At 65.6% G+C, this 20,184-nt stretch carries 20 protein-coding genes and 1 tRNA gene; 11 read left to right on the plus strand and 10 right to left on the minus strand.

The features are described from left to right. The first annotated feature begins 18 nt into the window (after positions 1-18). On the plus strand, positions 19-216 hold the full coding sequence (locus AC5P8Y_RS00215; RefSeq protein WP_005410142.1) for a hypothetical protein: 198 nt from the start codon (positions 19-21) through the stop codon (positions 214-216). Between the two features lie 110 nt (positions 217-326). On the opposite strand, the gene AC5P8Y_RS00220 is transcribed toward AC5P8Y_RS00215, so the two are convergent. The 3 genes from AC5P8Y_RS00220 to AC5P8Y_RS00230 all read right to left on the minus strand — a co-directional run bounded on the left by AC5P8Y_RS00220 (position 327) and on the right by AC5P8Y_RS00230 (position 3,043). Next, on the minus strand, positions 327-1,649 hold the full coding sequence (locus AC5P8Y_RS00220) for a Smlt3024 family type IV secretion system effector (RefSeq protein WP_111188230.1): 1,323 nt from the start codon (positions 1,647-1,649) through the stop codon (positions 327-329). A gap of 31 nt (positions 1,650-1,680) precedes the next feature. Continuing rightward, complete coding sequence (locus tag AC5P8Y_RS00225) at positions 1,681-2,544, minus strand: Smlt3025 familytype IV secretion system inhibitor (RefSeq protein ID WP_111108321.1); 864 nt, start codon at positions 2,542-2,544, stop codon at positions 1,681-1,683. A gap of 151 nt (positions 2,545-2,695) precedes the next feature. Beyond that, positions 2,696-3,043, minus strand: a complete 348-nt coding sequence (locus AC5P8Y_RS00230; RefSeq protein ID WP_005410145.1) for a winged helix-turn-helix transcriptional regulator — start codon at positions 3,041-3,043, stop codon at positions 2,696-2,698. Between the two features lie 101 nt (positions 3,044-3,144). On the opposite strand from AC5P8Y_RS00230, the gene acuI reads away from it, so the two are divergent. From acuI to AC5P8Y_RS00245, 3 genes are all read left to right on the plus strand, one after another. Beyond that, positions 3,145-4,134, plus strand: a complete 990-nt coding sequence (acuI, locus tag AC5P8Y_RS00235) for an acrylyl-CoA reductase (NADPH) (RefSeq protein ID WP_033833182.1) — start codon at positions 3,145-3,147, stop codon at positions 4,132-4,134. 146 nt (positions 4,135-4,280) lie between these two features. Next, positions 4,281-4,601: a hypothetical protein gene (locus AC5P8Y_RS00240; RefSeq protein WP_033833183.1), complete on the plus strand. Its 321-nt coding sequence runs from the start codon at positions 4,281-4,283 to the stop codon at positions 4,599-4,601. A gap of 107 nt (positions 4,602-4,708) precedes the next feature. Then, entirely contained in the window at positions 4,709-7,456 is a 2,748-nt protein-coding gene (locus AC5P8Y_RS00245; RefSeq protein ID WP_111108322.1) for a UvrD-helicase domain-containing protein, read from the plus strand. Positions 7,457-7,551: 95 nt separating this feature from the next. On the opposite strand, the gene AC5P8Y_RS00250 is transcribed toward AC5P8Y_RS00245, so the two are convergent. Next, positions 7,552-7,641, minus strand: a tRNA-Ser gene (locus AC5P8Y_RS00250). Positions 7,642-7,764: 123 nt separating this feature from the next. On the opposite strand from AC5P8Y_RS00250, the gene AC5P8Y_RS00255 reads away from it, so the two are divergent. Continuing rightward, positions 7,765-8,838, plus strand: coding sequence for a DUF4241 domain-containing protein (locus AC5P8Y_RS00255; protein WP_111108323.1), 1,074 nt, complete (start codon positions 7,765-7,767; stop codon positions 8,836-8,838). A gap of 54 nt (positions 8,839-8,892) precedes the next feature. Here AC5P8Y_RS00255 and AC5P8Y_RS00260 read toward each other — a convergent pair whose 3' ends face one another. After that, a complete protein-coding gene (locus tag AC5P8Y_RS00260) occupies positions 8,893-9,885 on the minus strand; it encodes a LysR family transcriptional regulator (RefSeq protein WP_005410175.1) in 993 nt (330 codons plus the stop codon). 127 nt (positions 9,886-10,012) lie between these two features. Here AC5P8Y_RS00260 and AC5P8Y_RS00265 point away from each other — a divergent pair, with 127 nt between their 5' ends. Further along, positions 10,013-10,600 (plus strand): FMN-dependent NADH-azoreductase, encoded by a 588-nt coding sequence (locus AC5P8Y_RS00265; RefSeq protein ID WP_111108324.1) that lies wholly within the window; start codon positions 10,013-10,015, stop codon positions 10,598-10,600. A 184-nt stretch (positions 10,601-10,784) separates the two neighbouring features. Then, positions 10,785-11,135 (plus strand): SH3 domain-containing protein, encoded by a 351-nt coding sequence (locus AC5P8Y_RS00270; RefSeq protein ID WP_019337278.1) that lies wholly within the window; start codon positions 10,785-10,787, stop codon positions 11,133-11,135. Between the two features lie 177 nt (positions 11,136-11,312). On the opposite strand, the gene serS is transcribed toward AC5P8Y_RS00270, so the two are convergent. Continuing rightward, a complete protein-coding gene (serS, locus tag AC5P8Y_RS00275) occupies positions 11,313-12,593 on the minus strand; it encodes a serine--tRNA ligase (RefSeq protein WP_111108325.1) in 1,281 nt (426 codons plus the stop codon). A 113-nt stretch (positions 12,594-12,706) separates the two neighbouring features. On the opposite strand from serS, the gene AC5P8Y_RS00280 reads away from it, so the two are divergent. Beyond that, positions 12,707-13,345 carry an energy transducer TonB gene (locus AC5P8Y_RS00280; protein WP_111108326.1) on the plus strand — a complete coding sequence of 213 codons (639 nt, stop codon included), beginning with the start codon at positions 12,707-12,709 and terminating at the stop codon, positions 13,343-13,345. A gap of 119 nt (positions 13,346-13,464) precedes the next feature. After that, entirely contained in the window at positions 13,465-14,037 is a 573-nt protein-coding gene (locus tag AC5P8Y_RS00285) for an energy transducer TonB (RefSeq protein ID WP_111108327.1), read from the plus strand. Positions 14,038-14,249: 212 nt separating this feature from the next. Here the strand turns inward: AC5P8Y_RS00285 and aroA are convergent, their stop codons facing one another. The 4 genes from aroA to AC5P8Y_RS00305 all read right to left on the minus strand — a co-directional run bounded on the left by aroA (position 14,250) and on the right by AC5P8Y_RS00305 (position 18,978). After that, positions 14,250-15,557, minus strand: a complete 1,308-nt coding sequence (gene aroA, locus AC5P8Y_RS00290; RefSeq protein ID WP_099529901.1) for a 3-phosphoshikimate 1-carboxyvinyltransferase — start codon at positions 15,555-15,557, stop codon at positions 14,250-14,252. 77 nt (positions 15,558-15,634) lie between these two features. After that, positions 15,635-16,840, minus strand: coding sequence for a prephenate dehydratase (pheA, locus tag AC5P8Y_RS00295; protein ID WP_005410182.1), 1,206 nt, complete (start codon positions 16,838-16,840; stop codon positions 15,635-15,637). Positions 16,841-16,891: 51 nt separating this feature from the next. Then, a complete protein-coding gene (gene serC / locus AC5P8Y_RS00300) occupies positions 16,892-17,977 on the minus strand; it encodes a 3-phosphoserine/phosphohydroxythreonine transaminase (RefSeq protein ID WP_049403087.1) in 1,086 nt (361 codons plus the stop codon). A gap of 194 nt (positions 17,978-18,171) precedes the next feature. Next, entirely contained in the window at positions 18,172-18,978 is an 807-nt protein-coding gene (locus AC5P8Y_RS00305; protein ID WP_111188234.1) for an FHA domain-containing protein, read from the minus strand. A gap of 125 nt (positions 18,979-19,103) precedes the next feature. Here AC5P8Y_RS00305 and AC5P8Y_RS00310 point away from each other — a divergent pair, with 125 nt between their 5' ends. Next, entirely contained in the window at positions 19,104-19,379 is a 276-nt protein-coding gene (locus tag AC5P8Y_RS00310) for a polyhydroxyalkanoic acid system family protein (protein WP_005417302.1), read from the plus strand. Between the two features lie 80 nt (positions 19,380-19,459). After that, entirely contained in the window at positions 19,460-19,951 is a 492-nt protein-coding gene (locus AC5P8Y_RS00315; protein ID WP_024956383.1) for a phasin family protein, read from the plus strand. Positions 19,952-20,184 lie beyond the last annotated feature (233 nt).

Genomic DNA, 20,184 nt, shown 5'->3' on the forward strand with positions numbered 1-20,184 from the left:
CTATCAACGGAGTGAAGCATGAAGATTGGATTCAAGCTGTCTGTTGCTATTGCGGCTGCTGCACTGACCCTGGGAATCGGCAGTGCCTCCGCGCAGTCCCGCTGTACCCCTTGCTACACCGCGTATGACGCGTGCCTGGCGGCGGGTAATGGCGAGAAGGTCTGTTACCCGGCGTTTGCTCGTTGCCTGCGGAACAGCGGCTGCACCATCCCGTAAGTCACGCACTGCCGTGATGCGTGCCGGCCCCCATTTCGGGGGCTGGCATTGGCTGGCAGGCGCTGCGCCTTACTACTGAAAAGGTTCCATACGCGACTGGCGGTGTGATTTCATCCCATCCGCATCGCATGGTTCTCGCGCGCCTGCACATCAATTTCCTGCTGGCGTTGCCCGGCAGTCTGCTGGCGCTCCAGGTCGACCGCTTTCATCTGCTGCAACGACTGCGCAACCGGCGTCTGTACTGCTATATCCGTGGGCATTGAAACGCGCAGGTGGGCGGGGTCGGTCATCTCGCCCTGCACCACGAACACGTTCCGCCCTGCGGGAGCGTCGGCCGTCTGGGCGCTCAGCAGCACGTGATCGGCACGTTCAAACTGGTTGCGGCGGGCCAAGGCCATCACGCTCGCCACAAGACGCTCGCTGTTCTCATCGTGGGTACGTCCCGCGCTGGCATCGATCGCGGCCACGCCTTCGCGCACCTGCTGCAGCAATGTGTACTCACGGTGGCCAGGACCAATGTCGGCCAGACGGGTCGGCGCCTGTGAGGGATCCGGCACGTCGTCCACGGCTGCGGTAAGCGGGCTGCGGGTAATAGTCCGATATGGGTCGTCCGGGTGGAACTGGGTTCGCTTCTCCAGGCACTCCAGACGAAGCTCGCGCGCGTCGTTGAGTTCGGCGATACGTGAGGGATCGGTGATCTCGCGCAGCGACATGTGACCGCCGCCCGCACTGATGCTGGCCCATTTCCTGTCCGCCTCGAAGTACATCGCGTAGTAGCTGTTGCCACCGATGACGTTCGGATCGACCGTCGAGCGCCCTTCCAGGGCCTGGGTGGCTTCCAGCACGCTCAACCGGGTAAGGTACTGGCCGCCTTTCGTCCATCCCATCTGGCTGATGGCATCGACGCTGGTGTTGCCTACACGCGGGCCTCCGGCGTAGTCATTGTTGAGCATGTTGGTCCAGATCTGTTCCAGCTTCGCGGGGCCGCTCTTCTGCTCAGCCGCCTGCAGCAACACGCGCGGCGTCCAGCAGTTGGGATCAAGTTCATGCCGTTCAAATGCCCGGTCGTGAGCCAGCATTACATCCTTGCCGGGAAGATTCAGTGCCAGGTCTGGACGGCGCTCGTTCATCCACTGCTGCCGCAACTCAAGATCTCTTTCGAGCAGGGTCTGCCCAAAGGACTCCCATTGCCGTTCGGTCAATTGTGCATTTGGAAACCGGGATCCCTCTTCCTGCTGGCTCTTCGCGTAGTCCTGTGCATAGGTGTTCGCGACGCGTCCCGGCAGGCTGTCATTGCGTACAACACCCAGTGCCAGTGTCCCGTATCCATCGGCTCCCGGCAGTTGCGACAGGTAGTTCCAGTAAAGCTCGCGGTTACCGTCTCTGGCATAGCTGCCAAGGACGCTCAGATCTCGCTCGGTCAATCCACTCATACCCTACCCCTTCTCTTCCTTGAATCACCGATCACTTGGACCGGGTGCGCGCGATGACGTCCCTGACGGCCTCTTCCATGCGCTTCCAGTCCTTCAGAAACACTCTCTTGTAGTCCAGGCTGACGGACAGCTTGTTGTCGATGTCGACGAAGTAATGAACGCAGCCCGCTGCCACTTCCCCAGGCTCACTGATCACCTCGCGCCCCTCCAGCCGCACGCCGTCGCGTCGGAATTCCTCGCCGTCACATTTGATGAACGAGCTGATCCGACCATCGCCCTGGCGTGCGATGTACCAGTCTCTCTCGTAGGCGGGATTGCGGACAGGCGGCTTCCCGTACCGCGCCTCATACTTCTTCGCGTACACCACCATCTTCGCTTCATCGATTGCATAGGGCGTCAGGCCCAAGGTCTGCGGCTTTGCAACGCGTTGATCGAGACGGTCCCTGGGATCCTCCCTTTCCACAGAGCCCTCCTCCGTGATGGCTTCATTTGAAGACAGCCTTGAAAGCAGTGTTTCGACGGGAACGCGATCGACGTAGTTGATCCGGATGGGAATCTCCTTCCGGAAATCATTCGTACGCGGATTCGCCCGCGCACCCGGCGCCGTCGGCTTCATGTCTGGCCACTCGATGACCAGCGTCACGCCCTCGCCCGGCCACGGTGCCATCTGGCTGTCCAGGTAGTTGGCCGGAATGCGGAAAGTGTTCGGCCCGAGCTTCACGTCCACGGGCGCATCGGTATAGGTGTGGCCGTTGATCGTGCGGCCGGTCTGGGTTGCGCCGGGCATGGCGGGATTCCTTTCGTGTTCGTTGGACGGTGGCCGCGCACAGGCGCCGGCACTCACTGCAACGGCAAGTGCAAGCGTCAGACACCGGCTGGGGGACATCACGTGCATGGGCATTCCATTGCAGGGTTCCAGCGCCACTATAGGCAACCGGCCGTCCACGGAACAGGAACCGCATCGCAGCCCTTCCTGAAACCAGGCTGCGCGCCACATGCGCTGCCTGCAGTACTGCGGATACTGCTTCGTCACTCCACTCCAGGTCTCAGCCGTTGCTGTCCGTGCCTTTATGGCCGCGATAGGTTTCACCCCACTCGCGCATGGCAAGCAGCACCGGCACCAGCGTGCGACCGAATTCGGAAAGCTCGTACTCCACCTTCGGCGGCACTTCCGGGTACACGTGGCGGATCACCACCCCGTCAGCCTCCAGTTCCCGCAGCTGGCTGGTCAGCATGGACTGGGTGGCGTTGGGCACACGCCGGGTCAGCTCCATGAAACGTCGCTTGCCTGTCATCAGGTGAAACAGAATGATCGGCTTCCACACGCCGCCCATCACCGACAGCGTGACTTCCACCGCGCAACCGCTCTTGCCATCCCAACGCCTGCTACGCATGCATACTCCGGAAAACCATAGTACCTACGGAAATTCATCGTTCTTGTTGCGATAACGGTGCGAGCCTAGCATGGCCCCATTCCTTGAATGTGAGGCCCAGCATGACGTTCAAAGCACTGCTCACCCGCAAGACGAACAACCAGGTTTCGACCGAGCTGGTCGATTTTGATGAAGCTGATCTGATGGACGGCGACGTTCTGGTGGACGTCGAGTACTCCACGCTGAACTACAAGGATGCGCTCGCCCTGACCGGCAAGAGTCCGGTCATCCGGACGTTCCCGCTCATTCCCGGCATCGATCTGGCAGGTGTGGTGCTGGAATCCAGCAGAGCCGACTTCCAGCCAGGCGACCGCGTTGTGCTCAATGGCTGGGACCTGAGCATGGGACATCACGGCGGGCTGGCCCAGCGCGCGCGCGTGCGGGGCGAATGGCTCAACCGGATTCCCGGCAAGTTCAGCACCCGCGACGCCATGGCCATCGGTACCGCAGGCTATACCGCCATGCTGTGCGTACTGGCCCTCGAACATGCGGGGCTGACGCCCGAAAAGGGCGATGTGCTGGTGACCGGCGCCAACGGTGGCGTCGGTTCGATCGCGGTGGCGATCCTCTCAAAGCTGGGCTATCGCGTGGTGGCCGCCACCGGGCGCCCGGAACACGCCGAGTATCTGCACAGCCTGGGCGCCGCCGAGATCATCGATCGCGCGCAGCTTTCAGAACCGCGCGAGCGGCCGGTGAGTGCCGAGCGCTGGGCCGGGGTGGTGGATGTGGCCGGTGGCCCTACCCTCGTCAACGCCATTGCCGAGACGAAATATCGAGGCGCCGTGACCGCCTGCGGGCTGGCGCAGAGTGATGAGCTGCATGGCTCGGTGCTGCCCTTCATTCTCCGCAACGTGACGCTTGCCGGCGTGGATTCGGTGAATGCGCCGCAGGAGGTTCGCCAGCGCGCCTGGGATCGGCTTGCGACTGACCTGGACCCGCAGAAGCTGGAAAGCACCGTGCAGCAGATCGGCCTCGCCGAGGTGCTGGATGTCTATGAGCAGATCATCCCGGGCAAGGTGCGTGGGCGGATTGTCGTGGATGTGAATGCGTGAGCAGGTCGTCTGGATCAACTGCATCTGATGCAGCTTCCATGCTGCGGCGAATGGTGAACATGCAGTGAAACGACGCGGGCGGTGGTGTCCCCAAGCCCCTGCCGCTCGCATACGCTCGGGTTCCCATCGCTGCCTGGACACCCGACATGCCAATGACTGCATTCGCGCTTGCCGCTGCGCTTTCGGGCCTGGCCGACATCACCTGGGAGCGCGAGCGCGCCGAGGATGCGCACCAGCTCATGCTGTGCCAGATCCATCGCGATGCGCTGAAGCAGAACGAGGGCAAGGACGATGCCTATCCGCGTGCCAAAGCGGTCTGCGACCTGCTGGCACGCGAGTACAAGGACAAGTGGGATTTCGATGCGCAGGATGCCCTGGCCGCTTCGGCGGTGGATCTGGATGAACTGATCCGACGCGGTGATGTGGTGGAAGTACCGCCGACGAAGCAGGATCGCGCCTACGAGTGATGCCTTGCCCGCGAGCGAGGACGCACGCATCTTCAAGGGCCCTTATCATGTGGGCCTGGGGGCGCTGTACGCCCCACTGAGGCTTGCGGGGCAGTATCTGGATGTCTATGGAATGGTGCCCTTCGGGCTGGGGCCGACGCTTGACCCGTTCGCCCCATTGGTCGCTGCGGCTTGATGGCGAGTACGTTGAACTCAGTGTCTCCGGCCAGCAGTACCGGCTGCGCGTGGATGATGATCAGCAGGTGCAGGTCCATCGAGGGGTCTTCTGGTCACGGGTCGAACTGCAGACCGGCGATGCTGCCGGGCTGTGCGTGGACGGGCTCCCCAACGGACCAGCGTCCCGGCTTGCGGGGGCCCTGCAGCACCTGCTCTTTGCGCGAACCACGCGTGGACGCAAGGCCCTGTTCGACACGATTCTGGAGCAGATCCAGTCCTGGTTGAGCGACGCGGATGCCCTCATCGATGGGGGCAGTGCCGGCCGCCGCTGGATCACCCATGAGCAGCAGCAGGCGCTGCTGGCGAAGCGCTCAGACCTGCCCCTGCAGCCGCCTGAGCTGGAGCAGCTGTTCCGCGATGAAGACGTGCATGAAGATCTGCATGCGGACAGCCATCGCGCAGCGCTGGACGCCCTGCGCGACTGGAACCTGGATTGGCCCGCTGCCTGGGCCGAAGCCAATGAGGCCATGACCCTGCGCGAGCTGGTGTTGGCCAGGGGCTTCCTGGGCCGGGTCGAGAGCAAGCCGCTGACCGAGGAACAGGCCCGCGCCGTCATCTGCTTCGACAATCGGGTGCAGGTCGTGGCCGCGGCCGGCTCCGGCAAGACCTCCACGATGGTCGCCAAGGCCGCTTATGCCATTGACCGCGGCTTTGTCGAGCCCGAACGCATCGTGATGCTCGCCTTCAACAAGGATGCTGCCAAGGAACTGGAGGAGCGTGCACAGCGAACCTTCGATCGACTCGGCATGGGCAACACCGTGGTTGAGGCCCGGACCTTCCACGCCCTGGGCCTGGCCATCATCGCCAAGGCCACCGGCCGCAAGCCCGACATCCCCGAATGGGCCATTGACGCCACGCTGGGCTTCAACAAGCTGGCCGAACTGGTGGACGACCTGAAGGATCGCTCGATCCACTTCCGCACCCAGTGGGACATGTTCCGCCTGGTGTTCGGGCGCGACCTGCCGGCATTCGGCGCGGAAATGGAGGCCGATGGCTACGAACGCGATGGCACGCCCTACATCCGCACCCTGCAGGGTGAGCGGGTGAAGAGCCTGGAAGAATGCGTGATCGCCGACTGGCTGTTCTACAACGGCGTGACGTACGACTACGAGCGACGCTACGAGTTCGATACTGCGACAGACACCCACTGCCAGTATCGCCCCAACTTCTATTACCCGCACGCCGGGCTGTATCACGAGCACTTCTCGCTGGATGCGGATGGCCAGGCGCCAGAGCAGCTTCCCGACTACGCCGAAGGTATGCATTGGAAGCGTCAACAGCATGCGGCACGAGGCACCGCGCTTGTTGAAACCACCTCGTTTGGTCTGCGCAGTGGATACGCCCTGCGGGATATGGCGGAGAGGCTTGGCGAGTCCGGTGTCGAACTCGACCCCAACCCCGACCGCGAGCTGCCCGAGCAGGGCGCAAAGCCCATGCCGGACGCGGACCTGATCGGCTTGATGCGCACCTTCATTGCCCATGCCAAGAGCAACTGCCTGACGCTGGACGATATGGCGGAGCGCCTGCGACAGATGCCCGAAGACCAGTTCAAGGAACGGCATCGGCGCTTCCTGGAAATCGCCAGCCCTGTTTTCCAGGCTTGGGACAACGCACTGGCTGACGAGCACGGCATCGATTTCGAAGACATGCTCAACATGGCGGCCGGATTGCTGGAACAGGGCCGCTATGAATCGCCCTACGAACTGGTGATGGCGGACGAATTCCAGGATGCCTCGCGCGCCCGCGCCCGGCTCTGCCGAGCCTTGGTCAGCCGCCCCGGCCGCTATCTGTTTGCGGTGGGCGATGACTGGCAATCGATCAATCGTTTCGCCGGTGCCGACGTTTCCGTGATGACCGGATTCCGTGAGTGGATGGGCCATGGCCAGGTGCTGAAACTGGAGCAGACATTCCGGTGCCCCCAGGCGCTCTGCGATGCTTCCAGCCGTTTCGTCAGCCGGAATCCAGCGCAGATTGCCAAGGCGGTTCGTTCTGCCGCACCGGCAATGGGGCCAGTGCTGCAAGCGTTCCAGATGAATCGACGCGAGGAGCTGCAGGATGGCGTTCGCCAGTACCTCGCCAAGCTGCATCACCAGTTGCTGTCCGGGGCGGTGCCGCAAGGGCGCAAGGGACGCGTGACGGTCTTCATCCTGGGCCGCTACCGCGCGGACCGCAGCGCGATGCCTTCGGATTGGAAGACAGTCTTCGGCAGCACGATGGACGTGGAGTTCCTCACGGTCCATCGGTCGAAGGGACGCGAGGCGGACTATGTGATCCTGCCAGGCATGGTCAACCGCAGCTTCCCGAGCCTGCGCTCGGATGACCCGGTGCTTTCCCTGGCAATGCCGGAGGGTGATACCTACCCGCTGGGCGAAGAGCGGCGGTTGTTCTATGTCGCGCTGACGCGTGCGCGACGCTCAGTGGCCATGTTCACCCTACAGGGGAAGCGTTCGCCGTTCCTGGACGAGCTGGTGAAGGACGGAGCAGTGGAAGTGACCGCGATTTCAGGCGCGGCCATCTACGAAGAGCGCTGCCCGGTGTGCAAGGTCGGCGTGTTCGTGGACCGCAATGGGCCGCATGGGGCTTTCCGGTCGTGCTCCAGTTATCCGTTGTGCCATAACAAGCCGAAGGGTGGGCGTTAGGAATGGGCCCGTGGAGTCTCTTGCAACCCGCTGTGCGGGCGTTCAAGTGGACATTGGCCGAAATGCAAAACGCCCCTTCCGGGGCGTTCGCGTTATGGCGGAGAGAGTGGGATTCGAACCCACGGAAGGTTTAACCCTTCGCCGGTTTTCAAGACCGGTGCCTTAAACCGCTCGGCCATCTCTCCAATCGGGTCCCGGTCGCCCGGGCAGCGGCGTATTCTCGCACGTGAAGGGCATTTGCCCAAGACCACCTTGCCCCCGCCCCTCGCATCCGGCACGGTGGGGGCTGGACTGCATCTGGAGCCCCCATGGCCCACCTCGATCTGGCCAACCTGCGCACCACCCTGCTGGACGATACCCAGCTGGCCGCAGTGGCCCTGCATCGCACCTTCGCCGGACACCTGCCGGTCAACAGCGGGCATTTGGTGGTCTGCGATCCGCTGGTGCAGGCCGAGGCGCCGGCGCTGGCCGACTACACCGCGCCGTTGGGCCGGCATCCGGTCGAAATCATCGTGCACAGCGGCCGCCCGGCGTTGGCCGTGGTCTGGTTCAAACCCCGCGAAGCCCTCACTGCGTCTGCCCTGCACTGGCAGATGGCGCGCTGGACCACGCAGGACCTGACCGGCCTGGATGAGCACAGCTTCATCGGCTACCCGGTCGACGCCGGCATCGGCTGCTTTATGGACACCGACACCCAGCAGGCACTGCTGGCCCTGATCGAACGGGCCGATGGCGACGAAGGCAGCGAGTGCTCGGATGCGCTGATCGACCATGATGGCCTGGACGAAGGCGCAGAATACCGCCCCTGGGGCGAGGACTCACCGCATGGCCTGGTCGTGTTCACCAGCGGCTGGGGCGACGGCGTCTATCCGAGCTACTGGGCGCTGGATACGTCCGGCATTCCGGTAGCACTGGTCACCGATTTCCTGTGCATCGAGGGCGGTGACGGGCGCGACGAGCGCGAGATTGCCGACCAGGCCTATCGCGACAACCTTCCACGTGAAGAAGCGGAAGCGCTGGCGCGGCTGGTGGAGGCCGTGGAGCGGGACGATGCGGATGCGCTGCGCGACCTGCTGAAGGATGCGCCGCAGCGCGCCAATCAGATCGAACCGGGCTGCGGCGGCACCGCGGTGTTCGAGGCGATCAGGCTGGACCGCCCAGAGGCGTTGCGCGTGCTGCTGCAGGGCGGCGCGTTGCCAGCGATGCCGGAGCGCCTGCACGTGAGCAAAGTGACCAGCTACTTGGACTATGCGCGCTTCCTGAAGAAGCCGCGCAGCGCGGAGCTGATGGCAGTACTGGAAGCGCCGGTCGTGGCTGCCGCCCCCACGCCGATGCCGGCACCGCAGCGCAGCTTCTGGGACCGATTGTTCGGGCGGAAGTGATCGACCCCGGAAACAGCAACGCCGGGCATGGCCCGGCGCTACCGTTCAGCTCTCTCAGCCCGCGTCCACCGCCAACGCGCCCAGCGCACTGGCCTTGATCCGCTCCTTGGCCTTTTCACAGGCGCCACCGCAATCCAGGCGCGAGGCCTCCAGCTGCGGCGGCAGGTGCTCGGCCAGGAAGTCGATGAACACGCGCACCGCCGGCAACAGGCCACGGCGCGAAGCGAACACGGCATGGCACACGCCCTGCGGCAGCGACCAGTCCGGCAGCACCACTTCCAGTTCGCCATTGCGCACGGCGTCGGCGCACACGGTTTCCGGCAGCATGGTGATGCCGAAGCCGTCCTTCACCATGCTCTGCAGCAGCGGGAAATCGAAGCCGGCCACGCGCGGCTGCAGGTCGACCCGGCGCACTTCGCCTTCCGGACCATGCAGTTCCCAGCGCTGGCGTGCTTCGTCTTCGCTGATGCTGAGGGTGACGTGCTGGGTCAGTTCTTCCGGGTCCTTGGGGCGTCCGGCACGGTCCAGGTACTTCGGGCTGGCCACCAGCAGTTCCTGCACCTGGCCGAAGCTGCGCATCACCAGGCTGCCGTCGTCGTCCAGGCGCGAACGCACGCGCAGGGCCACGTCGTAGCCTTCATTGATGATGTCCACGCGGCGGTTGCTGATGTTCAGCTGCAGGCGCACCTTCGGGTACTGCTCGAGGAACTTGGGCAGCAGCTTGGGCAACTGCATCTGCGCCAGCGACACCGGCACGCTGGCGCGCACCACGCCGCGCGGTTCCGCGCTGAGGCGGTCGACAACTTCGCGGGCGGCCTGCGCCTCGGCCAGCATCGTCTGCGCGTGGCGGTGCACGCTGGTGCCGACGTCGGTGACCGCGAAACGGCGCGTGGAGCGCTGCAGCAGGCGCACGCCCAGGTCGGTCTCCAGCTGGCTGATACGGCGGCTCAGGCGCGACTTGGGGATGCCCAGCGCGCGCTCGGCGGCGGCAAATCCACCGTGGTCGACCACCATCGCAAAGTAGTACAGATCATTCAGGTCATGCATACCCGAGTTCCATATCTAGAACAATACGTGGCATTCAATCACCTTTATCCCGCCTTTGCAACAACCTATCGTTCTCTCCGTCGGCGGGGCCACCCCGCCCCTTCCCTCCAGAACATAGGTGACTGCCATGAAGCTTCTGCATCTCGACGCCAGCGTGCTTGGCGAGAACTCCGTCTCCCGCCACCTGACCGCCGCCGTGGTGGCCCGGTTCAAGCAGCAGGTCGAAGGCCTGCAGATCGATTATCGCGATCTTGACGCCAATCCGGTACCGCATCTGCGCAGCAGCTCGCTGGCCAAGGCCGACGCGGCCGAAGCCGCCGATGCTGAACAGGTGCTTGAGCAGTTCCTGGCTGCGGACATCGTGGTGATCGGCGCGCCGATGTACAACTTCAGCATCCCGTCCACCCTGAAGGCCTGGATCGACCGCGTGGCCGTGGCCGGGCGCACCTTCAAGTACACCGAGAATGGCCCGATCGGCCTGGCCGGCGGCAAGCGCGTGATCGTGGTCAGCAGCCGCGGCGGCATCTACACCGATTCGCCGGCCGACTTCCAGGAGCCGTTCCTGCGCCAGACGTTCGCCTTCTGGGGCATCAACGACATCGAGTTCGTGCGCGCCGAGGGCATCGCCTACTCGCCGCAGCACCGTGAAGACGCCATCGCCGGCGCGCTGGCGGCCCTGCCGTCGCACGAAGCGACGGAAGCCGCCGCTGCATAAGCGTTCCAGCGTTCGGCGCCGCTCTCTCCTCGTCGAGGCGCTGAACGCGGGCCGGGATCCCCTCCCCCATCCCGGCCCACCCTGGCGGTCCCGCTCTGCGGGGCCGTTTTTTTGCATCAGTAGATCCACGCCATGCGTGGATCGGTGCCATGCGCGGCGCTCACCAGCACGTTAGGCTGGGGCCATGAACTACATCGTGACCACTGCGCACCGCAGCGAATTTCCGCACCCGATCACCCTGCGCCGCGGCCAGGCGCTGGTAGTGGGCGAACGCTATGAAGGCCCGGAGGGCTGGGATGACTGGTTCCTGTGCGAGGCCGAAGGGCAGCAGCCCGGTTTCGTGCCGGCGCCCGTGATCGGTCGCACTGCGCAGGGTGACGCGTTTGCCACCGAGGATTACTGCGCACGGGAGCTGGATGTGGATCCCGGGCAGGTGCTGCGTGGGCAGCGCACGCTCAATGGTTGGGCGTGGTGCGTGCCGGAGACCGGCGAACCGGGATGGGTGCCGCTGGAGAAGCTGCGGGCCATGCGGTAATCGCGGGGTTCATCCACGCATGGCGTGGATCTCCTGAGGCATCGGTGAATTCATGCCGGGCGCGTGCAACATCCTCCAGTAGATCCACGCCATGCGTGGATTCGGTGCCATGCAAGCATGGCACCCACCAGAGCTACAGCGGTGCCATGCATGCATGGCACCCACCCGATCAGAGAATCAGGCGATGGTTTCCAGCCCACCCATGTACGGGCGCAGCGCTTCCGGCACGGTGATACTGCCGTCGGCGTTCTGGTAGTTCTCCATCACTGCGATCATCGCGCGGCCAACCGCCACGCCCGAGCCGTTCAGCGTGTGCGCCAGTTCCGGCTTGCCGGTGGCCGGGTTGCGCCAGCGCGCCTGCATGCGGCGGGCCTGGAAGTCACCACAGTTCGAGCACGAGGAGATCTCGCGATAGGTTTCCTGCGACGGCAGCCAGACTTCCAGGTCGTAGGTCTTGATGGCCGAGAAGCCCATGTCGCCGGTGCACAGCAGCACCTTGCGGTACGGCAGGCCCAGCTTCTCCAGCACCACTTCGGCGCAGCGGGTCATGCGCTGGTGTTCGGCGTCGCTGTCTTCCGGGCGGCAGATCGAGACCAGCTCGACCTTCTCGAACTGGTGCTGACGGATCATGCCGCGAACGTCGCGGCCACCACTGCCAGCCTCGGCACGGAAGCACATCGAGTGGGCGGTCATGCGCAGCGGCAGGCGCTCGGCCTCGACGATCTCGTCGCGCACGATGTTGGTCAGCGGCACTTCCGAGGTCGGGATCAGGTAACGCGTGGAGTCGCCTACGGCGGTCTTGAACAGATCGTCCTCGAACTTCGGCAGCTGGCTGGTGCCACGCAGTGAATCGGCGTTGACCAGCAGCGGCACGTTGGTTTCCTCGTAGCCGTGCTCACCGGTGTGCAGGTCGACCATGAACTGGGCCAGCGCACGGTGCAGGCGCGCGATCGAGCCGCGCAGCACGGTGAAGCGCGAGCCAGACAACTTGGCCGCGGTCTCGCCGTCCAGCCAGCCGTTGCGGGCGCCCAGTTCGACGTGGTCGAGCACCTTGAAATCGAACTGGCGCGGGGTACCCCAACGTGCCTGCTCGACGTTGTCGTTCTCATCGGCACCGGCCGGCACGTCATCGGCCGGCAGGTTCGGAATGCCCATCGAGATCGCTTCGATCTTCTCGCGCAGCTCGTCCAGCGCCACTTCCGAGGCCTTCAGCTCGTCGGCGAAGGCAGCGACCTCGGCCATGATGGCCGAGACGTCCTCGCCCTTGGCCTTGGCCTGGCCGATGGCCTTGGAACGGCTGTTGCGCAGGCTCTGCAGCTCCTGGGTCCGCACCTGGATGCGCTTGCGATCGGCCTCCAGGGACTCCAGGGCAGACACGTCGAGCTCGAAGCCGCGGCTGGTGCGCAGGCGTTCGGCGAGGTCGGCGGGCTGGTGGCGGAGCAGGGCTGGATCAAGCATGGCAGGTGTCGTGGTGGGTATCAGGGATGGGATTATCGCTTGTTATACGGATTTCTGCCGCCCGGTTCATTCCCGCCGTGGCAGAATCGAGCCATTCCGTACTGGTCCGGTCCATGTCTGCACCCCGCTCGTCGTCCGCCAAGTCGTTCACTGTGCATATCCCGCGCAACGCCCTGAAGATCGCCGGCATCGCCTTCGGCGTGGGCGTATTGCTGTTCGTGCTGGTCTGGCTGACCGGCCGCGACAAGGAGTTCTTCCGCGCCGATCCGGCTGCCCAGACCCCGCAGGAAACCGCCCAGATCGAGCCCCTGCCGGAACCGCTGGCCGCTGCCGCCGGTTCCAGCGACATGCCCGATGCCAAGCCGGCACCGGTGGAGGAAGAAGCGCCGAAGCTGGTGGAAACGGCCCCGCCGCCGCCCGCGCCCGTGGCTGAAGCGGCCCCGGCTGCACTGGGCCCTGCGCCGGCGGCCACCGGCAACAGCCAGCCGATGCCGATTGCCGGACAGTCGCCGCCACCGTCCTATCCCGCCGCCGCCCTGCGCGCCGGTGAAACCGGTACGGTGGTGGTACGCGTGGACGTGGACGCCACCGGCTATCCGAACAACGCCACGGTGATCCAGCGCAGCGGTTCACGCGAGCTCGACCGTGCCGCCACCGACGCTGTGCGCCGCTGGCGCTTCACTCCGGCGCAGAGCAACGACCAGGCCGTACCCGGCAGCATTGAAGTGCCGTTCGACTTCAAGACGCAGTAACTGAACGCTTCCCGGCAGGCAAACTGAACCCTGCCGGTGGCGTTGACGCAACGCTGACACTTCCCGTCCGTGGCTCGGGCAACACTGCCCACGTCGTCCATTGACGGAAGGAGTTTGCGATGACCGCCACCACCCACGAAGACCTTCATTCGCCGCAGCTGCCGCAGGATTCAAGCGCGCAGCACAAGCCCACGTCGCCCTGGATGTGGATCGCGCTGATCATGGCGATGTTTGCCGGCGCCTTGCTCTGGCTGCGTCATTCGAACCAGGAAGACGTGGCACCGGCGCCGGTCGGTGAGCGCATGCTGCCGGCCCCTGAGCAGCCCGCGGTGACAGATGCAGCGGCCCCTGCCGCGCGCCAGGCAACCCCGGCTACTGCTTCGCGGAAGGCCGCGCCGGCAGTGCGCAATCGTGAAGCCCGCCCGCTGGCCAGCAACCGCATGCCCACCTACCCCGCCGCCGCGCTACGTAGTGGCGTGCAGGGCAGCGTGATCGCCAGCCTGAATGTCGATACCCGCGGCAACGTCGCCAGCGCTGCGATCGTCTCGCGCAGCGGCGAGCGGAGTCGCGATCTGGATCGTGCGGTGCTCAATACCGTGCAGAACTGGAAGTTCCAGCCGGCGGTGCATGACGGCCGCGCAGTAGCAAGCGTAGTGCGGGTCCCGGTGGACTTCCGTACCGAGCAGCGTTGATCGCGGACGAGGGGTTCGTGATGTTTAGACGGAGGCTTCGGCCTCCGTCCTTTTATGCGGGAAAGCGTGCCAACCAAGGTTGGCACCTACCAGGAGATGTGAGCATGCCAACCAAGGTTGGCACCTACCGGGAGATGTGAGCGTGCCAACCAAGGTTGGCACCTACCGGGCATTGCGATCGGCCGGGCATGACCCGGCGGATGCAGTAACGATCAGGCCAGGTTGAATCCGGCGCTGCGGGCCAGGCCGTCGAAGTCCGGGAAGGACGTGGCGACGTTGGCGATATCGTTGATGCGCACCTCGCCGTCACTGATCTGGCCGGCAATGGCGAACGCCATGGCGATGCGGTGGTCGCCGTGGCTTTCGATGGTGCCGCTGCCCAGGCGCACGCCACCATGCAGGGTGGCACCGTCTTCAGTTTCGTCCACCTGCATGCCCAGCGCGCGCAAGCCAGTGGCCATCGCTGCGAGACGATCGGATTCCTTCACCCGCAGCTCGGCGGCGCCGGTCACCACGGTCTGGCCTTCTGCAGCAGCTGCCGCCACGAACAGCGCCGGGAACTCGTCGATCATGTCCGGCACCAGTGCTTCCGGAATGCGAGCACCCTTCAGCGGGGCGTAGCGCACCACCAGGTCCGCCACCGGTTCACCGCCCTGCTCGGCCGGGTTCTCTTCGGTGATATCCGCGCCCATCAGGCGCAGCGCGTGCAGCAGGCCGGTGCGGCGCGGGTTCAGGCCAACCTGCTTCAGGCGCAGCTCGGAGCCCGGGATGATGCTGGCAGCCACCAGATAGAACGCCGCAGACGAGAAGTCGGCCGGCACCACGATATCCGTGGCACGAAGGCGTTGGCCGCCGCGCAGGCGCGCCTTGCCCGGCGAGAATTCGATGTCCACGCCGAACGCGGACAGCATGCGTTCGGTGTAGTCGCGGGTCGGGTGCGGCTCGACAACGCTGGTTTCGCCCTGTGCGTACAGGCCTGCCAGCAACACCGCCGACTTGATCTGCGCGCTGGCCACCGGCGAGGCGAAGTCGATGCCATGCAGCGTCTGGCCGCCATGCACGTGCAGCGGCGGCGTGCCGTCATCCTGGGTGTCGATCTTCGCGCCCATCTGCGACAGCGGGCCGGTGACGCGGCGCATCGGTCGGCCCGACAGCGACTCGTCGCCGATCAGCGTGCAGTCGAACGCCTGGCCCGCCAGCAACCCGGCCAGCAGGCGCATGCCGGTACCGGCGTTGCCGCAGTCCAGCGGCGCATCCGGCGCCTTCAGGCCGTCGATACCGACGCCGTGCACGATGCGCTGCGACGGGCTGGGGGTTTCGATGCGCACGCCCAGCTGGCTGAAGATGCGCGCGGTAGCGCGGGTGTCTTCGCCTTCCAGGAAGCCTTCGATATGCGAGGTGCCATCGGCCAGCGCGGCGAACATCACCGAGCGGTGCGAGACCGACTTGTCGCCGGGAATGGTCAGGCTGCCCTGCAGCGGCTGGCCCTTGCGGGCGATCCAGTGTTGCGCGTTGCTCATCGTTCGATCATTCCGTAAACACCGGCAGCGCCGGCGATGCATCAGGGGAGCGGCGGCCATGGCCGCCGCAGCAGCACTCAGGGCACGGCCACCGGATAGGAGCCCAGCACCTTGATCTGCGCCGAGTGCGCTTCCAGTTCGGCCAGTGCGGCCTGCATCGGCGCGTCGTCGATGTGGCCGGCCAGGTCGATGAAGAAGCCGTACTCCCACTTGCCGTGGTGCGACGGCCGCGACTCGATGCGGTTCATGCTGATGCCGTGGCGGGCGAACGGGCTGAGCACGTCGAACAGCGCACCGGGCTTGTCATGGATGAACACCAGCACCGAGGTGCGGTCGTGGCCGGAGGTCGGGAAGATGTTGCGGCCCACCACCAGGAAGCGGGTGGTGTTGTCGGCATCGTTCTGGATCGGCTTGGTGACCACCTTCTTCAGGCCGTACACGTGGCCGGCGCTCTCGCCACCGATGGCCGCTGCGTCATCGGCGTTGCGCGCACGGCGCGCACCTTCGGCATTGCTCGACACCGGAATCTTCTCGGCCTTCGGCAGGTTGGCGCGCAGCCACGCCGAGGTCTGCATGAACGACTGCGGGTGTGCGTAGATGCGCTCGATGTCCTCGATGCGGCCGCTGCGCGACATCAGGTACTGCTGCACGCGCAGTTCCACTTCGCCACAGATCTTCAGGTTGGAGGTCAGGAACATGTCCAGGGTGATCTGGATGGTGCCCTGCCCCGAATTCTCCACCGGCACCACGCCGAAATCGGCGTTGCCCGCTTCCACTTCCTGGAACACTTCCTCGATGCTGGCCATCGGCAGGCCCAGCGCGGAGCGGCCGAAGTGCTTGAGCACCGCCTGCTGGCTGAAGGTGCCTTCCGGGCCGAGGTAGCCGATCTTCAGCGGCTCCTGCTGGGCCAGGCAGGCCGACATGATCTCGCGGTAGACGTGCACCAGCAGCTCATCGCTGAGCGGGCCTTCGTTGCGGTCCACCACCATGCGCAGCACCTGCGCTTCGCGCTCGGGGCGGTAGTAGTCAACGGCAGCAGCCAGCTTGCCCTTGGCCTTGCCGACCTGGTGGGCGAAACGCGCGCGCTCGGCGATCAGGCTCTGGATGTCGCGGTCGATCTGGTCGATCTTCGAACGCACATCGGCCAGCGCCAGCGGCGCCAGGGTGGGCGCCGGGTTCGACGCAGCCTTGGACGTGCTCTTGCCCTTGGCCTTGGTGGAGGCGCTGTCCTTGGCCGGTTCGGCCTTCTTCGGCGCCTTCTTGCTGGATTTGCTGCTTGCCATCGGAATTCCCTGTTGCGGGGCACGCACCCGACGGTGCGCGCCGTTCATTGCTCAACCGTGACGCTGCTGGAAATCGGCCATGAAGGCGACCAGCGCCTCGGCCCCGGCCAGCGGCATGGCGTTGTACAGCGAAGCCCGGATGCCGCCGACCACCTTGTGGCCCTTCAGCGCCAGCAGGCCAGCGGCCTTGGCTTCGGCGACGAAGCGGGCGTCAAGCTCGGCATCGGGCAGGAAGAACGGAATGTTCATGCGCGAACGGGCCGCATGTGCGACCTCATTGCGGTAGAAGCCGCCGGAGCCGTCGATGGCGCCGTACACCAGCGCGGCCTTGGCGGCGTTGCGCTTGGCGAACTCGGTCACGCCCCCTTCGGCCAGCATCCACTTGAACACCAGGCCGGCCAGGTACCAGTTCCAGGTCGGCGGCGTATTGAGCATCGAATCGCGGGCGACGTGCGAGCGGTAATCGAAGATGTCCGCGCGCGGCTGGCCACCACGCTCGAGCAGGTCGCGGCGGATGATCATCACCGCGATGCCGACCGGGCCCAGGTTCTTCTGCGCGCCGGCGTAGATCACGCCATAACGGCGCACATCCAGCGGTTCGCTGGCGATGGACGAGCTGAAGTCGGCGATCAGCGGGACGTTGCCGGTATCGGGCACATCACGGAACTCGACGCCGTGGATGGTCTCGTTGGCGGTGATGTGCACGTAGGCGGCATCGCGCGACAGCTGCCAGTCGGCACGCGCCGGCAGCTCGCGGTAGCCGTGGGCCTCGCTGCTGGCGGCGATGTTGACGTCGACGTAGACCCCGGCCTGCTTGACCGCGGTCTTGCCCCAGTGACCACTGACCACGTAGTCGGCACGCTGGCCGGGGCTGGCGAAGTTGAGCGGGATCAGCGCCTGCTGGGTGGTGGCGCCACCGGACAGGAACAGCACCGCATAGTCGTCGGGGATGTCGAGCAGGCGACGCAGGTCGGCCTCGGCTTCGGCGGCCACGGACATGAATTCCGCGCCGCGATGGCTCATTTCCACGATCGAAGCGCCGGACCCGTGCCAGTCCAGCATTTCCGCCTGCGCCTGGCGCAGGACCGATTCCGGCAAGGTCGCAGGGCCGGCACTGAAGTTGAACGCGCGCGTCATGTCACACCTGTGGGGCAAGACCGCTAGTATGCCGCAGTGCACCAGCCTTGCGGCCTTGTGGCGCAAGGGAAATTTGGTTTCATTGGAATCCATTGGCGACGCGACCGGGTAGTGCCGGCCGCTGGCCGGCAACCTCATGGATTCAGGGCGGCGGTTGCCGGCCAGCGGCCGGCACTACCGTCACCGCGCGACCGTCAGCGCGCGCCGAACCAGAGCAGCAGGCTGAGCACTGCCGCCAGCAACAAGGCGCTGGCCAGCAGCCACGGCCAGCGCCGGACCCTGCGCGGCGTCACCGGCAGCATCGGCGCCTGTTCCGCGTCGTCGCCGGACTCGTCCTCGGCCGGCAACGGCCGCCGACGTGGATCATGCGGCACTTCCAGCACGAAACGATGCTGGCCATCGAACACCACCTGGTCGCCGGCCTGAAGCCAGCAGTGGCGCACGGCTACGCCGTTGACCCGGGTGCCGTCGGCACTGCCGAGGTCGCGCAGCAGCACACGATCACCGTGCACTTCCACGCGGGCGTGCTGTTCGGCGAAGGCCGGATCGTCGATGGCGATGTCGGCGTCGCTGCCGCGGCCGATCAACCGTGCCCGCGACAGCGTATAGCTGCGGCCATGATGCAGGCCGCCGACACCGCGCAGCAGGCGCTGCTGCTCATCGGTGCCATCGTCGTTCTTCGGCGCGGGTGCCTGCAGCAGGCTCTCGACCTCGCCCTGCAGCACCATCTCCACGCCGTCCACATAGACCGCATCGCCTGCACGCAGCAGCGCCATGCGGCGCACCGGCCGACCATTCACGTGGATGCCACGGATACCGTTGCCGACCTGCAGCCACAGGCCGCGATCGTCCATGCAGAACTGCGCCAGCAGCAGGGCGCCGTGGCCGGCGTCGCCGAGCCGCACGCTGCCGTTGGCCTGGCGCACGATGCGTTGCACCCCGGGCCGCAGCGGCTGGTCGGGCTGTTGTTGTTGACTGAAGTGAACAAGCAGGTTCTGCACGCGGCGCAGCCTAGCAGGTTGGCCGCCAACGAAGAAGAACCTGCGATGAGTGCTTGGCGCGACGGCCCTCGATGCGCACAATGCTCGCCCTCATTGATCATCCCCGCCCTGCGCCAGGAGCCTGCATGTCCACCATCGATGTCCGCCACGCCCACGCCTTGCCCGACGCACAGGCACGCGCCGCGATCGAACAGGTCGCCGCCAAGCTGTCCGAGCGCTTCGGCCTGAAGTCGTCCTGGACCGCCGATGTGCTGAACTTCTCCGGCAGCGGCGTGGACGGTGCGATCGAGCTGCAGCCGGGCGCCGTGCGCGTGACCGCCAAGCTGGGCTTCCTGCTGTCGGCGATGAAGGGCATGGTCGAGGGCGAGATCCAGCGCGTGCTGAAGGAAAAGCTGGGCTGAACCCCGGCGGCGGCCGTCACGGCCGTGCAACGCCATCGCGCGCTACTCTCGGGGCAGGCCCAACTCCCACGGGAAGTGCGATGAACCAGTACGAAAACGATGACCGCCGCAACGACGACGCCTCGTTCGGTGACCAGGCCGAGCGCTTCTCGCGCAAGCTGAGTGACTCGGCGCAGCAGGTCTGGCTGGCCGGCCTGGGCGCCCTGGGCCGTGCACAGGCCGAAGGCAGCCGCTTCTTCGACGGCCTGGTGAAGGAAGGCGAAGCCTGGGAGGCCCGCCGCCGTGAACGCCACGGCGAACAGGGCCCGGGCTGGCGCGACAACGTGGAATCCTCGCTGGATGAGGCCCGCGAGAAGGCCTCTGGCACCTGGAACAAGGTCGAAAAGGCCTTCGATGACCAGGTGCAGGGCGTGCTCAAGCGCCTGCATGTCCCCACTGCGGACGAGGTGACCGCGCTGGAAGCCCGTATCGACGCCCTGCACGCGCGGCTGGCCAAGCTGGAAAACCGTGCGGCCTCGGGCGCCGATGCTCCCGCCCCGGGCAGCCATCAGTCGCCAGGCAGCGTGCCCTGACCGGCGATTGTTGCAATGCAATAAAATTTGATTGACAATCGCGAGCAACCCGCCAATCGCTTCGGCTGCCGTTTGTTCCCTCCCCTCACGGCTTCAGGATTGGCGGGTTTTTCGTGCCCGCCGTATGCCGATCTGAGCGTTCCATCACGCTTCCTGTCAGGAACGTCCTGACCCAGCCGGATAGTGCGACCTTTACACTGTCGTCTTCCGCATTCGCCCCTTCCGCGCACCTC

This window comes from Stenotrophomonas sp. YJH_SMC_12-1 (assembly GCF_059370935.1).

Bases quoted from the DNA above. Each gene is read 5' to 3' on its own strand.
- AC5P8Y_RS00220 (WP_111188230.1), bottom strand. From the start codon at position 1,649: ATGAGTGGATTGACCGAGCGAGATCTGAGCGTCCTTGGCAGCTATGCC.
- pheA (WP_005410182.1), bottom strand. From the start codon at position 16,840: ATGGCAAGCAGCAAATCCAGCAAGAAGGCGCCGAAGAAGGCCGAACCG.
- AC5P8Y_RS00225 (WP_111108321.1), bottom strand. From the start codon at position 2,544: ATGCACGTGATGTCCCCCAGCCGGTGTCTGACGCTTGCACTTGCCGTT.
- AC5P8Y_RS00280 (WP_111108326.1), top strand. From the start codon at position 12,707: ATGTCTGCACCCCGCTCGTCGTCCGCCAAGTCGTTCACTGTGCATATC.
- serS (WP_111108325.1), bottom strand. From the start codon at position 12,593: ATGCTTGATCCAGCCCTGCTCCGCCACCAGCCCGCCGACCTCGCCGAA.
- aroA (WP_099529901.1), bottom strand. From the start codon at position 15,557: ATGAGCAACGCGCAACACTGGATCGCCCGCAAGGGCCAGCCGCTGCAG.
- AC5P8Y_RS00215 (WP_005410142.1), top strand. From the start codon at position 19: ATGAAGATTGGATTCAAGCTGTCTGTTGCTATTGCGGCTGCTGCACTG.
- AC5P8Y_RS00260 (WP_005410175.1), bottom strand. From the start codon at position 9,885: ATGCATGACCTGAATGATCTGTACTACTTTGCGATGGTGGTCGACCAC.
- AC5P8Y_RS00270 (WP_019337278.1), top strand. From the start codon at position 10,785: ATGAACTACATCGTGACCACTGCGCACCGCAGCGAATTTCCGCACCCG.
- AC5P8Y_RS00285 (WP_111108327.1), top strand. From the start codon at position 13,465: ATGACCGCCACCACCCACGAAGACCTTCATTCGCCGCAGCTGCCGCAG.
- AC5P8Y_RS00230 (WP_005410145.1), bottom strand. From the start codon at position 3,043: ATGCGTAGCAGGCGTTGGGATGGCAAGAGCGGTTGCGCGGTGGAAGTC.
- serC (WP_049403087.1), bottom strand. From the start codon at position 17,977: ATGACGCGCGCGTTCAACTTCAGTGCCGGCCCTGCGACCTTGCCGGAA.
- AC5P8Y_RS00240 (WP_033833183.1), top strand. From the start codon at position 4,281: ATGCCAATGACTGCATTCGCGCTTGCCGCTGCGCTTTCGGGCCTGGCC.
- AC5P8Y_RS00265 (WP_111108324.1), top strand. From the start codon at position 10,013: ATGAAGCTTCTGCATCTCGACGCCAGCGTGCTTGGCGAGAACTCCGTC.
- AC5P8Y_RS00315 (WP_024956383.1), top strand. From the start codon at position 19,460: ATGAACCAGTACGAAAACGATGACCGCCGCAACGACGACGCCTCGTTC.
- acuI (WP_033833182.1), top strand. From the start codon at position 3,145: ATGACGTTCAAAGCACTGCTCACCCGCAAGACGAACAACCAGGTTTCG.
- AC5P8Y_RS00255 (WP_111108323.1), top strand. From the start codon at position 7,765: ATGGCCCACCTCGATCTGGCCAACCTGCGCACCACCCTGCTGGACGAT.
- AC5P8Y_RS00245 (WP_111108322.1), top strand. From the start codon at position 4,709: ATGGAATGGTGCCCTTCGGGCTGGGGCCGACGCTTGACCCGTTCGCCC.
- AC5P8Y_RS00310 (WP_005417302.1), top strand. From the start codon at position 19,104: ATGTCCACCATCGATGTCCGCCACGCCCACGCCTTGCCCGACGCACAG.